Origin of the sequence: Streptomyces sp. NBC_00457, from assembly GCF_036014015.1 — a bacterium.
In the GTDB taxonomy this organism is placed as follows: Bacteria; Actinomycetota; Actinomycetes; order Streptomycetales; family Streptomycetaceae; genus Streptomyces.
Genome location: NZ_CP107905.1, coordinates 4,230,072 through 4,243,099, shown reverse-complemented (window position 1 = coordinate 4,243,099; position 13,028 = coordinate 4,230,072). Strand labels below are relative to the sequence as shown.

General features: G+C 71.1%; 13 protein-coding genes. 6 read left to right on the top strand and 7 right to left on the bottom strand.

All coding sequences use genetic code 11. From position 1 onward, the window contains the following. Window positions 1–23: 23 nt before the first annotated feature. Window positions 24–1,142 carry a hypothetical protein gene (locus tag OG828_RS19085; protein WP_328501810.1) on the bottom strand — a complete coding sequence of 373 codons (1,119 nt, stop codon included), beginning with the start codon at window positions 1,140–1,142 and terminating at the stop codon, window positions 24–26. A 144-nt stretch (window positions 1,143–1,286) separates the two neighbouring features. Between OG828_RS19085 and OG828_RS19080 the strand changes: the two genes are divergently transcribed. Continuing rightward, complete coding sequence (locus tag OG828_RS19080) at window positions 1,287–2,444, top strand: cystathionine gamma-synthase (protein ID WP_328438828.1); 1,158 nt, start codon at window positions 1,287–1,289, stop codon at window positions 2,442–2,444. Between the two features lie 151 nt (window positions 2,445–2,595). Here the strand turns inward: OG828_RS19080 and OG828_RS19075 are convergent, their stop codons facing one another. From OG828_RS19075 to OG828_RS19065, 3 genes are all read right to left on the bottom strand, one after another. Further along, the gene (locus OG828_RS19075; RefSeq protein ID WP_328357997.1) at window positions 2,596–2,844 is read right to left on the bottom strand and encodes a hypothetical protein; all 249 of its coding nucleotides are present in this window, start codon (window positions 2,842–2,844) and stop codon (window positions 2,596–2,598) included. Next, on the bottom strand, window positions 2,841–3,344 hold the full coding sequence (locus tag OG828_RS19070) for a sigma factor-like helix-turn-helix DNA-binding protein (RefSeq protein WP_328501809.1): 504 nt from the start codon (window positions 3,342–3,344) through the stop codon (window positions 2,841–2,843). The genes OG828_RS19075 and OG828_RS19070 overlap by 4 nt, the downstream gene beginning before the upstream one ends. A gap of 115 nt (window positions 3,345–3,459) precedes the next feature. Next, window positions 3,460–3,966 (bottom strand): MarR family winged helix-turn-helix transcriptional regulator, encoded by a 507-nt coding sequence (locus OG828_RS19065; protein ID WP_210577035.1) that lies wholly within the window; start codon window positions 3,964–3,966, stop codon window positions 3,460–3,462. Between the two features lie 163 nt (window positions 3,967–4,129). Between OG828_RS19065 and ilvA the strand changes: the two genes are divergently transcribed. The 3 genes from ilvA (at window position 4,130) to OG828_RS19050 (ending at window position 7,362) form a co-directional block, all read left to right on the top strand. Beyond that, window positions 4,130–5,359, top strand: a complete 1,230-nt coding sequence (gene ilvA, locus OG828_RS19060) for a threonine ammonia-lyase (protein WP_328357991.1) — start codon at window positions 4,130–4,132, stop codon at window positions 5,357–5,359. A gap of 150 nt (window positions 5,360–5,509) precedes the next feature. Next, on the top strand, window positions 5,510–6,520 hold the full coding sequence (locus tag OG828_RS19055; RefSeq protein WP_328357988.1) for an ATP-binding cassette domain-containing protein: 1,011 nt from the start codon (window positions 5,510–5,512) through the stop codon (window positions 6,518–6,520). After that, the gene (locus OG828_RS19050) at window positions 6,517–7,362 is read left to right on the top strand and encodes an ABC transporter permease (protein WP_328357985.1); all 846 of its coding nucleotides are present in this window, start codon (window positions 6,517–6,519) and stop codon (window positions 7,360–7,362) included. The genes OG828_RS19055 and OG828_RS19050 overlap by 4 nt, the downstream gene beginning before the upstream one ends. A 110-nt stretch (window positions 7,363–7,472) precedes the next feature. Here OG828_RS19050 and greA read toward each other — a convergent pair whose 3' ends face one another. After that, window positions 7,473–7,973, bottom strand: coding sequence for a transcription elongation factor GreA (gene greA / locus OG828_RS19045; RefSeq protein ID WP_328357982.1), 501 nt, complete (start codon window positions 7,971–7,973; stop codon window positions 7,473–7,475). A gap of 168 nt (window positions 7,974–8,141) precedes the next feature. Further along, a complete protein-coding gene (locus OG828_RS19040) occupies window positions 8,142–8,540 on the bottom strand; it encodes a DUF4307 domain-containing protein (protein ID WP_328438824.1) in 399 nt (132 codons plus the stop codon). Between the two features lie 142 nt (window positions 8,541–8,682). Between OG828_RS19040 and mca the strand changes: the two genes are divergently transcribed. Together mca and OG828_RS19030 are read left to right on the top strand one after the other, a co-directional pair. Further along, window positions 8,683–9,543 (top strand): mycothiol conjugate amidase Mca, encoded by an 861-nt coding sequence (gene mca / locus OG828_RS19035; RefSeq protein ID WP_328371969.1) that lies wholly within the window; start codon window positions 8,683–8,685, stop codon window positions 9,541–9,543. Then, window positions 9,536–9,775: a hypothetical protein gene (locus OG828_RS19030; RefSeq protein ID WP_328357976.1), complete on the top strand. Its 240-nt coding sequence runs from the start codon at window positions 9,536–9,538 to the stop codon at window positions 9,773–9,775. Before mca ends, OG828_RS19030 begins: the two co-directional genes overlap by 8 nt. 14 nt (window positions 9,776–9,789) lie before the next feature. Here OG828_RS19030 and OG828_RS19025 read toward each other — a convergent pair whose 3' ends face one another. Continuing rightward, on the bottom strand, window positions 9,790–12,990 hold the full coding sequence (locus OG828_RS19025; protein WP_328501808.1) for a tetratricopeptide repeat protein: 3,201 nt from the start codon (window positions 12,988–12,990) through the stop codon (window positions 9,790–9,792). Window positions 12,991–13,028: the final 38 nt, after the last annotated feature.

Here is a 13,028-nt window from a genome sequence, read left to right as displayed (position 1 = left end):
CGGCCCGGCGGCGGGCGGCGGCTTCAGTGCGGCAGCGTCGCCGGGCTGCCCCCGTTCGCCTCGTAGCCCGCGACCGCCAGTGCGCGGTACACCGCGAACTCGGCCGCCGGGTCGGGGGACAGGGTCCAGGGCAGGGCGCCGATGTGGCCGTCGACGTGTATCAGCTGGTTCATGGCCTCGGCCCAGCGCTCGGAGCGGACCAGGAAGAAGACCAGAAGGTGGCGGACGTGGGCCAGCATCGGGTCGTCGGGGCGGGCCGCGTGGACGGCGAAGAGCGCGCCGTGGACCGCCTTCGTCACGACCTCGCTCTGGTAGAAGCCGCTGACCAGGTTCACCTCGGGCAGGTGCTCGAAGACCGCGAAGAGCGGCATCGCGGCCAGCAGCGATCCCCGCGGCGCCCGGGCCGCTGCCGCCTCCGCGAAGGACGTCGCCAGCTCGCGCGAGCCGTGCCACTTCTCGCACCAGTAGTGCAGGGCGACGAGATGCGCCCCCATGTGGGCCGGCGCGCGGTCCAGGATCTTCAGCCAGAGCTGCTCGAACTCCGCCCGGGGGTAGGCCAGTCCACGGGCCACCGACAGCTCGACGATGTACGGGATCGGGTCACCCGGAGCCAGCAGCGCGGCCTCGCCGCACGCCGCCTTCGCCTCCTCCATGATGATCCGGAACTCGTCCGTGCCGGGCGCCGACGTCCGCCACGCCTGCTGAACCAGGAACTCCGCGTGCACCGCGGCGCCGCCCGCGTCCTTGGGGGCCTCGGTCCGCCACACCCGCAGCCACTGCCCGCCCGGCGTCTCGCTGACCCCGCCCGGCCGCCGGCTGAGCTCCAGCGACGCGGCGCCCGCGAAGGCCTGCACGCGCTGCCAGCGCCGCTCGCCCTCCGCCTCCGTGCCCGCGAGGAGCTGCGCCGCCGCCCGGTAGTGCTGCGTGTGCTGCACCACGTCCAGGACGTCCAGCAGGTCCTGGTCGGGGCCGGGCATGCGGATGTCCAGCTCCTCCTGCAGTACGAACCCGTAGTTCGCGGGGTCCGCGGCGTCCGGGTGGCCCGGCGCGACCAGCTCGATCCCGCCGCGCCTGCGCCGCAGGAAGGGCAGCAGCACGAAGCCGAGCAGCACGATCGCCATCAGGACCCAGATAATCTCCATGCCTCCAGCGTTCCAGACGCCGCCGACAATTGGCGAACCTGGTCCGCTGCCTGTGGAAAACCCGCTCGGCGGCCCCTCGACCCGCTGCCTGAGCCTGTCCGGTCACCCCGCACCGGCCCGCCCGGCGCATTACCCTCGGTGCCCATGAGCGACAGGCACATCAGTCAGCACTTCGAGACCCTCGCGATCCACGCGGGCAACACCGCCGATCCCCTCACCGGCGCGGTCGTCCCGCCGATCTACCAGGTCTCGACCTACAAGCAGGACGGCGTCGGCGGCCTGCGCGGCGGCTACGAGTACAGCCGCAGCGCCAACCCGACCAGGACCGCCCTGGAAGAGAACCTCGCCGCCCTGGAGGGCGGCCGCCGAGGCCTCGCGTTCGCGTCCGGACTGGCGGCCGAGGACTGCCTGCTGCGTACGCTGCTCAGCCCCGGCGATCACGTGGTCATCCCCAACGACGCGTACGGCGGCACGTTCCGTCTCTTCGCCAAGGTGGTCTCCCGGTGGGGCGTGGAGTGGTCGGTCGCCGACACCAGCGACCCGGCGGCCGTACGAGCCGCGATCACCCCGAAGACCAAGGCCGTGTGGGTGGAGACCCCCTCCAACCCGCTCCTCGGTGTCACCGACATCGCCGCCGTTGCCCAGATCGCCCATGACGCGGGCGCCCGGCTCGTCGTGGACAACACCTTCGCCACGCCCTATCTGCAGCAGCCGCTGTCGCTCGGCGCCGATGTCGTCGTGCACTCGCTGACCAAGTACATGGGCGGTCACTCGGACGTCGTCGGCGGTGCGCTGGTCGTCGGCGACACCGACCTGGGCGACGAGCTGGCGTTCCACCAGAACGCGATGGGCGCGGTCGCCGGGCCCTTCGACGCGTGGCTGGTGCTGCGCGGCGCGAAGACGCTCCCGGTGCGCATGGACCGGCACAGCGAGAACGCCACCAAGGTCGCCGAGATGCTGACCCGGCACGCGCGCGTGACGCGCGTCCTCTACCCGGGCCTGGAGGACCACCCCGGTCACGAGGTCGCCGCCAAGCAGATGCGGGCGTTCGGCGGCATGGTCTCCTTCCAGGTCGAGGGCGGCGAGGAGGCGGCCGTAGAGGTCTGCAACCGCGCCAAGGTGTTCACGCTCGGCGAGTCGCTGGGCGGCGTCGAGTCCCTGATCGAGCACCCGGGCCGGATGACGCACGCATCCGTCGCCGGCTCGGCCCTGGAGGTCCCCGCCGACCTCGTACGCCTCTCCGTGGGCATCGAGAACATCGACGACCTCCTGGAGGACCTCCAGCAAGCGCTGGCCCGGTAAGCGGGCTCGGTGCTGGTCCCGTGCGGTTCGGCAGCGCCCTGAAGGGGCGCGGGGCCGTATCAATTTGCGGCTCCGCCGCGTGGGCGCGACCAGCCGCAACGGACCCGCAGAAGACCGACCACCGATCACGGCCCCACCCGCGGAGCGCCCCTCACCAGCCCGTGAGCGGTGGAGTCGTCTCCGACGGCGGCTCCACCCACGGGCGGGCGGTCAGAGACCACACCAGGAAGGCCACCGACGCCGCGAACAGCAGCAGCCACAGCATTCGGCGGGCCGCTGTTCTGCGGCGCAGCATGCGGCTGCCGCGGCGCACCGCATCCGCATACAGGTCGGGCGGCACGGGTGGCGGGGTCTGCTCCAGGAGTTGCCGTACGAGGGCTTCACGATCGGGCCGGCTCATGACGGCGCCACCCCCGCTTCCACCATGGCCGGTGCCGGTCCCCGCGGCGGATGCAGCAGGGTCGTCGTCGCGCGGTTGCAGATCGCGCGGACCCGCTCGACGGACAGGCCGAGCAGGGCCGCCGTCTGCTCCTCGGCGACCCCCTCGTACAGCCTCAGCACCAGGATCAGCCGCTCCTGCGGCGAGAGCCGGGCCAGCGGGCTGCCGGGGTGCGGACGGGCGCGGCCGAGTCCGCCGTACTGGTGCCAGGCCGCGTGGGCGAACCGGGTCGCCAGGTACTGGCGGGTGCGGTCGTACGGGTCCTCGCCGCGCAGCCGGTCCCAGGCGGCGTAGGTGTGGGCGAGGGCCAGGGTGACCAGGCGTCGCGCGCGCGGGTTGTCGCCCGGGGGCTCCGCCGTGAGGAGCGTGGCGGCATGCAGCAGCCGCCCTGCCGCGCCCGCCACGAACGCCTCGAACTCCCGGGCCCGGCGGGCGTCCCGCGACGCCTGCCGACTGCGCACCACGCCTCCCGCCCCTGAGGAATGACGGGGTCCGGGCCGCGTACGGCGGACGAAGCCGGGTACGACGACTGGCCCCGGTCTCATATGAGGTCAGGGGTGGCCCCACGGTCAAGACTCAGGAGGCCGTCGGGGGCTCCGCGCCCGGCAGGCCCTGGGCGGCCATCCGCTCGGAGAGCGCGGTGTTGAAGCGGGTGAGGAGCGTGCAGAAGGCCTCCCGCTCCTCCGGCGCCCAGTCGGCCGTCAGCTCGGCCATCAACTGACGCCGTGACGAGCGCACTTCCTCCAGCCGCGACAGCCCGCGCGGGGAGAGCTGGAGCACCACGGCCCGCCCGTCCTCCGGATGCGACGTGCGCTTGACCAGCCCGGTGTCGACGAGCGGGGCCACCTGCCGGGTGACCGTGGACGAGTCGATCCCCATGCTCGCGGCGAGCGCCTTGACGCCCATCGGGCCTTCCTTGTCGAGGCGGTTGAGCAGCAGGTATGCGGCGCGGTCCATGGAGTTGCGCACCTGCCCGACGCCGCCGAGCCGGGTCTGTTCGGCACGGCGTGCGAACACCGCCACCTCGTGCTGCAGCGCGTCCAGGAGACCGCGGTCACCGACGGTCGTCATGTCCATCGACATTTCAGGTGTTGTGGGCATGGCCGGGGGCTCACTTCATGAAGGGGGTGCTGGATTGGGGGACAGGGTACGCGGCCGGGAGGCGGGTCGTACCGGCGCTGCGCAAACCGGTCTCGGAGGTTGGTCACAGCGGTGTCCGGCGGATGTGAACTGCGATGCTTGAGTCATGAGCTACAGCACGGCTGACTCCTTGCGGCCCGTCACCCTCGACGACGTACGCGGCGCCCAGAAGATGCTCACGGGTGTGGCGCGGGTGACCGCGATGGAGGGCAGCAGGCATCTGACCCAGCTGATCGGCGCTCCGGTGCACTTCAAGTGCGAGAACCTCCAGCGCACCGGGTCGTTCAAGCTGCGCGGCGCGTACGTCCGTATCGCCGGGCTGCTGCCGGAGGAGCGGGCCGCCGGTGTCGTCGCCGCGAGCGCGGGCAACCACGCCCAGGGGGTCGCCCTGGCGTCCGCGCTGCTCGGGGTGAGATCGACGGTGTTCATGCCGAAGGGCGCCCCGCTGCCGAAGATCAGCGCCACCCGGGAGTACGGCGCCGAGGTGCGGCTGCTCGGTCAGGTGGTCGACGAGACGCTGGCCGCCGCGCAGCGGCACGCGGCCGAGACGGGCGCGGTGTTCATCCACCCCTTCGACCACCCGGACATCATCGCGGGCCAGGGCACGGTGGGGCTGGAGATCCTGGAGCAGTGCCCCGAGGTGCGCACGATCGTCGTCGGTATCGGCGGCGGCGGGCTCGCGGCCGGTATCGCGGTCGCGGTGAAGGCGCTCCGTCCCGACGTGCGGATCGTCGGCGTGCAGGCGGCGGGCGCGGCGGCGTACCCGCCCTCGCTGGCGGCGGGGCGGCCGGTGGCGGTGGAGAACCCGGCGACGATGGCCGACGGCATCAAGGTCGGGCGGCCCGGCGACGTGCCGTTCGGGATCATCGGAAATCTGGTGGACGAAGTCCGCACGGTCACCGAGGATGAGATCGCCACCGCGCTGCTGCTGTGCCTGGAGCGGGCCAAGCTGGTCGTCGAGCCGGCCGGGGCCACCCCGGTCGCGGCGCTGCTGAGCGATCCCGGGGCCTTCGAGGGCCCGGTCGTCGCGGTGCTGTCCGGGGGGAATGTGGACCCGCTGCTGCTGCAGCGCGTGCTGCGGCACGGCATGGCGGCGCAGGGCCGCTACCTGGCCGTACGGCTGCGGTTGACGGACCGGCCGGGGGCGCTGGCAACGCTTCTGGGGGTGTTGTCAGTGGTGGACGCTAACGTCCTCGATGTGAGCCACGCACGGACCGATCCACGACTCGGGCTCACGGAGGCGGAGGTCGAACTGCATCTGGAGACGAAGGGCACGACGCACTGCGCCGAGGTCGGCCAGGCCCTGCGTGAGGCGGGCTACACGGTCATCGACTGAGGTCGGAGCGTCCGCTCACTCGTCCGAGTCGATCCTCTTGAGAGACGCGATACATCGCGTTATGGTGTGTCTCGGCTCACCCCTGTCTCCCCTAAGAACCTCCTGAACCGACGATTTCCTGACCTGTCCCCAACGACGTGGAGAACTCACATGCCAGGCGCCATCTATGCCGAAGGCCTGGTGAAGACCTTCGGTGACGTAAAGGCACTGGACGGCGTCGACCTCGATGTCCCCGAGGGCACGGTGCTGGGCCTGCTCGGGCCGAACGGCGCGGGCAAGACGACGACCGTCCGCTGTCTGACCACCCTGCTGCGCCCCGACAGCGGTTCGGCGGTCGTCGCGGGCATCGACGTGCTCAAGCACCCCGACGCCGTGCGCCGCTCGATCGGCCTGTCCGGCCAGTTCGCGGCGGTCGACGAATACCTGACCGGCCGCGAGAACCTGCAGATGGTCGGCCAGCTCTACCAGATGAAGGCCAAGGCGGCGAAGGTCCGGGCCGCCGAGCTGCTCGAGCAGTTCAACCTCGCGGACGCCGCCGACCGGACCGCGAAGACCTACTCCGGAGGCATGCGCCGCCGCCTCGACCTCGCGGCCGCCCTGGTCGTCTCGCCGCCCGTGATGTTCATGGACGAGCCGACGACCGGCCTCGACCCGCGCAACCGCCAGCAGCTGTGGGAAGTCATCAAGCAGCTCGTCTCCGGCGGTACGACGCTGCTGCTGACCACCCAGTACCTGGAGGAGGCCGACCACCTCGCGCACGAGATCGCGGTGGTCGACCACGGCCGTGTCATCGCCCGCGGCACCGCCGACCAGCTCAAGGCCCGCACCGGCGGCGAGCGCGTCGAGGTCGTGGTGCACGAGCGCGACGACATCGCGACCGCCGTCCAGGTGCTCACCGGCTTCGGCAAGGGCGAGACCACCGTCGAGGAGCACACCCGCCGGCTCACCGTGCCCGTCACCGGCGGCGCCAAGCTCCTCGCCGAGATCATCCGCGAACTGGACGTCCGAGGTGTCGAGATCGACGACATCGGCCTGCGCCGGCCCACCCTCGACGACGTGTTCCTGTCCCTCACCGGCCATGTGGCAGAGGTCAAGGACGAAGAAGACGGCACGGCGGCCACCCCCAAGGACCGCCGGCACAAGAAGGAGACAGCCAAGTGAGCGCCGTCACCGACGCCGCGCCCGTCGCGGCGCCCACCCACCCCATCGGCCAGTCCATCCGGGACTCGCTGGTCGTCGGCAAACGCAATCTGATCCGGATGTCCCGGATCCCCGAGATGGTGATCTTCGGGCTCATCCAGCCGATCATGTTCGTGGTCATGTTCAGCTATGTGTTCGGCGGCTCCATGAACATCGGCGGCACCACGGACTCCGGTGTCTACCGCGAGTTCCTGATGGCCGGCATCTTCGCCCAGACCGTCACGTTCGCCACCGCGGGCGCGGGGGCCGGCATCGCCGACGACATGCACAAGGGGCTCATCGACCGCTTCCGCTCCCTGCCCATGGCGCGCGGCGCGGTGCTGACCGGGCGGACCTTCGCCGACCTGGTGCAGACGGCGCTCACGCTGCTCGTGCTCGCGGTCGTCGCCCTGCTGGTCGGCTGGCGCACCCACACCAACATCGGCGAGGTGCTCGGCGCCTTCGGACTGCTGCTCCTGCTCGGCTACGCGTTCACCTGGATCGGCGCCCTGATCGGCCTCTCCGTGAGCACGCCCGAGGCAGCCACCTCAGGCGGACTGATCTGGCTCTTCCCGGTCACGTTCATCTCGAACGCGTTCGTGGACTCCAGCAGACTGACGCCCTGGCTGCAGCACGTGGCCGACTGGAACCCCTTCAGCGCCACGGTCCAGGCCTGCCGGGTGCTCTTCGGCAACCCCGGGGTCTCCACCTCGGACGCCTGGCCCATGCAGCACCCGGTGTGGGCGTCGCTGATCTACTCGGTCCTGATCATCGTCCTCTTCCGGACGCTGGCGGTGCGCAAGTACCGCTCGGCCACCGCCTGATGACGAGGCCCACGGCTTGAAGACGAGGCCCCCGACGCCGCAGGGCAGCCGGGGGCTCGTCGACAACGCGGTCCTGAAAAAATCCGGTCCTGAGGGGGCGATCCGGCCGGTCAGCCGCTGTACGGCTCGGCCTTCAGGATCGTCACGGAGGCCTTCTTGCCGTTCGGCAGCTCGTACTGCGCGTCCTCGCCGACCTTGTGGCCGATCACGCCGGAACCCAGCGGGGACTGCGGGGAGTACGTCTCGATGTCGGAACTGGCGTACTCGCGCGAGGCAAGCAGGAAGGTCGTCGTGTCGTCCTCGTCGCCGTCGAAGGCGATCGTGACGACCATGCCGGGCGCCACCGCACCGTCCGCCGAGGTCGGTGCCTCGCCGACCTTGGCGTTCTCCAGGAGCTGGGTCAGCTGGCGCACACGGAGCTCCTGCTTGCCCTGCTCCTCCTTGGCCGCGTGGTACCCGCCGTTCTCACGCAGGTCGCCCTCCTCGCGCGCGGCGGCGATCTTGGCGGCGATCTCCGTGCGCGCAGGACCAGACAGGTACTCCAGCTCGGCCTTCAGCTGGTTGTACGCCTCCTGGGTCAGCCAGGTGACGTTCTCGCTGGTCTGGGTCACAGGTGCTCCTCGTCGGTACTGGGAATACAAAGCATCGCCCTACCCAGAAGAATGTTCCTCCAGGGGAGGGCGAAACCACGAGCCTAACAATTCAGCGGCCCAAGGGGGAGGACATAAGCCATCAGAGTCACATCAACGCAGGTCAGCCGCTACGTATTCCGGCTGACCTCAGTCGGCGTGGCAGCCCAGCAGCTCCGCCGTGGTGCCCGGCGAGGTGGTGCGGAGCGTGACGACCTTGTCGATGCGTGTGGCGTCCCCGTCGAAGTGGAAGTCCGCCCGGCCGACCTCGGCGCCGTTCTCCGCCTGGGAGCGCACCGTGCAGTAGCCGCTGGCACCGGCGTCCTTACGGACCTCCAGATGCACCTGCACCGAGTTCTTCGACTGCTCGAACTCGATCACTTCAGCACTGATCTTGTTCTGGCCGATGTAGTAGTAGGCGAAATACCCGATCAGCGCGGTCAGCGCCACCCCGAGCACGATGGCGGCGACCCTGAGCCTGCCGTCGGCACGCTCGTCCGAGGAACGGCCGTAACGGCCCTCGGGCAGTCGCGTGCTCGCCGTACTCATGATCGTCCTCTCGCCAGGACCGGAGCGCCGGAATTTTTCGCCCCCGACGTCGGTCACTATAGAAGCCGCCGATCGCGCCCTCCCACACCGGGCCGGGCGCCGACTGACGAGGATTTGAGTCTTGACTGACCAGCTGCGACTGATGGCCGTCCACGCCCACCCCGACGACGAGTCGAGCAAGGGTGCGGCCACGATGGCGAAGTACGTGTCCGAGGGGGTGGACGTGCTGGTGGTGACCTGCACGGGCGGGGAGCGCGGCTCCATCCTCAATCCGAAGCTCCAGGGGGACAAGTACATCGAGGAGCACATCCACGAGGTACGCAAGAAGGAGATGGACGAGGCCCGCGAGATCCTCGGCGTGAAGCAGGAGTGGCTCGGCTTCGTCGACTCCGGCCTGCCCGAGGGCGACCCGCTGCCGCCCCTTCCCGAGGGCTGCTTCGCCCTGGAGGACGTCGACAAGGCGGCCGGCGAGCTGGTGAAGCAGATCCGCTCGTTCCGTCCGCAGGTCATCACCACGTACGACGAGAACGGCGGCTACCCGCACCCCGACCACATCATGACCCACAAGATCTCGATGGTGGCGTTCGAGGGCGCGGGGGACGCCGAGAAGTACCCGGAGCAGGAGTTCGGCCCGGTGTACCAGCCGCAGAAGCTCTACTACAACCAGGGCTTCAACCGCCCCCGCACCGAGGCGCTGCACCACGCCATGCTCGACCGCGGCATGGAGTCGCCCTACGGCGACTGGCTCAAGCGCTGGGACGAGTCCGGCATGGGGCAGCGCACCCTCACCACGCACGTCCCCTGCGGTGACTTCTATGAGATCCGCGACAAGGCCCTGATCGCGCACGCCACGCAGATCGACCCCGACGGCGGCTGGTTCAAGGTGCCGCTGGAGCTCCAGAGGGAGGTCTGGCCGACGGAGGAGTACGAGCTCGCGAAGTCCCTCGTCGATACCTCCCTCCCCGAGGACGACCTCTTCGCGGGCATCCGCGACAATGCCTGACATGAGCGCAAGCGCAAGCCTGGCAATGACACAGCTCGCCACCCTCGCGAAGGAGGTGGACGAGGACAAGGTGACCCCCGGCGTCCTCGGGTTCATCGTCTTCGCGGTGATGGCTCTGGCCGTGTGGGGTCTGATGAAGTCGATGAGCCGCCACATGGGCAAAATCGACTTCGAGGAGGCCGAGAAGGCGGGGACCTCCTCGGCCGACCCCAAGGCCGAGCACCAGGGCTGACGTTCCCCGCGCCTCTACCGGGGCGCGGGCACAGCCACGCCCATCACCTCCCGCGCATGCCTCCCCGGCACCATCCCCAGCCGCCAGGCCTGCCAGCCGGCCTCGAGGTTCACGCCGCGCTCCAGTAGCAGCGCATACGCCTCGACATAGTCGTCCAGCTTCTCGTCCCGGGCCGGGTGACCCGAGCGGGACAGCTGCGCCAGCTCCTCCTGAGCCACAGCCGTCCCGACTTCCACCCCGCCCGGGGCGGCGTACGGCAGCAACGTGCAGCGCAGGAAGCGGGCCCAGTCCTCGCCGCGGCGGTCGCCGTACGACGTGAACAGCCCGACCGCCTCGTCGCACAACGCCAGCGCCTGCGCCGTACGCGTGTTGCCCGCGTCCACCACCGCCAGCTCCAGACAGGTCCACGCCTCCCCGTGTGCCACCCCGATCCGCTGGAAGTCGGCGCGGGCGTCCACCAGCAGCTGACGGGCGAACCCCGAGTTCCTGAGCGAGCCCGTCTGCGCGGCCCGCTGATCCCGGGTCGTCCGCGCCGAGTGGTGCCGGGCGCAGGCGAGCCCGTAGACGTCGCGCATCCGGGAGAACATCGTCCGGGAGCGCTCCAGTTCGCGGACCGCGAGGTCCAGGTTGCCGGTCTCCTCCAGGGCCTGGCCGAGGTAGTACACCGACCAGGCCTCGCCCCGGGCGTCCTCGTTGTCCCGGTGCCGGGCCGCCGCCTGGCGCAGCCGGTCCACCGCCTGTGACGGGTCGCCGGCGACGAGACGGGCGCGGGCCAGCTGGGTCAGGGCCCAGGCCTCGCCGCGGGCGTCGCGGGTACGGCCGTAGAGATCGAGGGCCGTGGTCAGTTCCGACTCCGCGCGCGGTACGTCGCCCATGCGCAGCGCCAGCTGGCCGAGCTGGAAGTGGGCCCACGCCTCGCCGTGCACCGACTCGCCGGCCCGGTGCAGGACGAGAGACTCGTTCAGCAGCTCCAGGGCCTGGGACAGATGCGCCCGGTCCCGTTCCACCGCCGCCAGCGCGTGCATCGTCCAGGCCCGGTCCGTCGCCAGCTCGGCAGACGACTGGAGCTCCAGGGCCTCCTGGAGCTTCGCCGCGGCCTCGATCAGATTGCCCTGGTGGTGGAGCGTGATGCCGAGGGAGCACAGGGCGCGGGCCGCGCCCGCGTCGTGATGCGCCTCCATGTACAGGTCGACCACCGAGGTGAGGGTGGTGCGCGCCTTGTCCAGCTCACCCAGCTGACGGGCCGCGATACCCGTACGCCACTGCACCGAGCGGACCAGCAGACCCTGGTCGACCGCCTGCGCCAGCTCGCTGATCTCGCCCAGGCGGTAGAGGTCGCCACGCAGCAGGCAGTAGTCGCACAGCGCGCCCAGCAGATTGAGCACCGCCGCCTGGTTGACGCCCTCCGCGTGCCGCAGCGCCGCCGTGATGAAGCTCGACTCGTCGTCCAGCCAGCGCAGCGCGTCGTCGAGGGAGGTGAAACCGTGCGGGCTGAAGCGGTCCGAGCGGGTCGACATGTTGCCGTCGACCAGGCGCAGCACCGAGTCGGCGAGATCGGCGTAGTTCACGATCAACCGCTCCTGCGCCGCCGTACGCTCCGCCGGTTCCTCCTCGTCGAGGAGCCGGGCCTGGGTGAAGGCGCGGACCAGGTCGTGCAGACGGTAGCGGTTGCCGCGAACATGGTCGATGAGGCCCGCGTCGGCGAGGGTGACCAGGTGCCGGGTCGCCTCCGCCTCGTCCGTGGCCAGCAGCGCCGCTGCCGCCGCCGCGCCCAGCGAGGCCCGGCCCGCCAGCGCCAGGCGGCGCAGCAGTCGGCGTGCCATCTCGGGCTGATCGGTGTAGCGCAGCCACAGCACGCGCTCGACCGGTTCCACCGGGCCGTACGCCCCCAGGTCCGCCGCCAGCCGGCGCGGTGAGCGCGGGCCGAGCGAGGAGCCCGCGATCCGCAGCGCGAGCGGCAGCCCGCCGCACAACTCCCGCACCTGATCGGCGGATTCGGCGTCGTACGGACCCGAGGCGTCCTGCGCCGTCGCGCCCAGCAACTCCTCCGCGCCCGCCGCGTCCAGCGCCTCCACCGACAGTTGATGCACCCAGGCCGGCAGATCCGCGGGCAGGTCGAGAGCCGTGCGGGCGGTGACCAGGACCAGGCTGTCGGAGCGCTCCGGGATCAGCGTGCGGACCTGCTCGGGGTCCGAGGCGTCATCGAGTACGACGGTGACGGGCAGGCCCGTCAGATGCTGGTGGTACAGCTCGGTCAGCCGCTTGAGGTGCTGGTCGGGGGAGGAGCGCTCGCGGAACAGCAGCTGCTCGCGCGGGGCGCCGAGACGATTCAGCAGATGCAGCAGGGCGTCCCGGGTGGACAGCGGCGACTCCTCCGGGCTGTCGCCCCGCAGATCCACCACGCACGCCCCGCGGAACTGGTCCTTCAGGTCGTGCGCCGCGCGGATCGCGAGTGCGCTGCGGCCACTGCCGGGCGCCCCGTGCAGCACGACCACCGTCGGCCGGGTCTGCGTACTCGCGCGGGCCGCCTGCACCCACTGCCGGATCCGCGCCATCTCCGCCCGCCGGCCCGCGAACGGACCGTCCGGCTCCGGCAGTTGCCCGAAGGACTGCTCCAGCACACTCCGCCCACGTGCCGCCGCGCTCTTGTCCGTGCCGCGCAGCTGAGGCCCCTTCTTCTTCGGACCCGTGGACGCGGTGATCACCCGCTGCTGATCGAGCCACGGACGGATACCGCGCACCTCAAGCGCCGTCAGCCACTGCAGCCGCAGCTGCTCGGGCCCGCCCGGCTGACCGGCCTCACCCGCGCGACGATGCGCGGCAGGCAGATGCGACCCGGCGACCTTCACGACGGTCGCCGCCGCGCCGACGACCCCCACGGCCACACCGGCACCCACCGCGGTCCCCGCGTCCGTGCCGAGCGCCAGGTCGGCCACCGCGGCGGCGACCGCGGCGACCCCGGCCACCATCAGCGGCGTACCGGCACCCTCCCGCGCATACCGCTTCCCGAACCCGATCTGCCCGGCCTCTGCCTCGTCCAGCGCACGCGTATAGGCCTCGTACTCCTCCACGGCCTTCTGGGCCATGGCGTCCAGTTCCCCGCGCGCCCGCGACAACAGCACCTGACCGTCCGTACGGCCACCCGAACGCCGCACCTCTTCCTCCACGGCCCGCACCAACAGCCGCTCGGCATCCGCCCGGTGGCTGTCCCGCATGTCATGTCCCCCTCCGGCGGCAATGGTTCTTGGTCAAG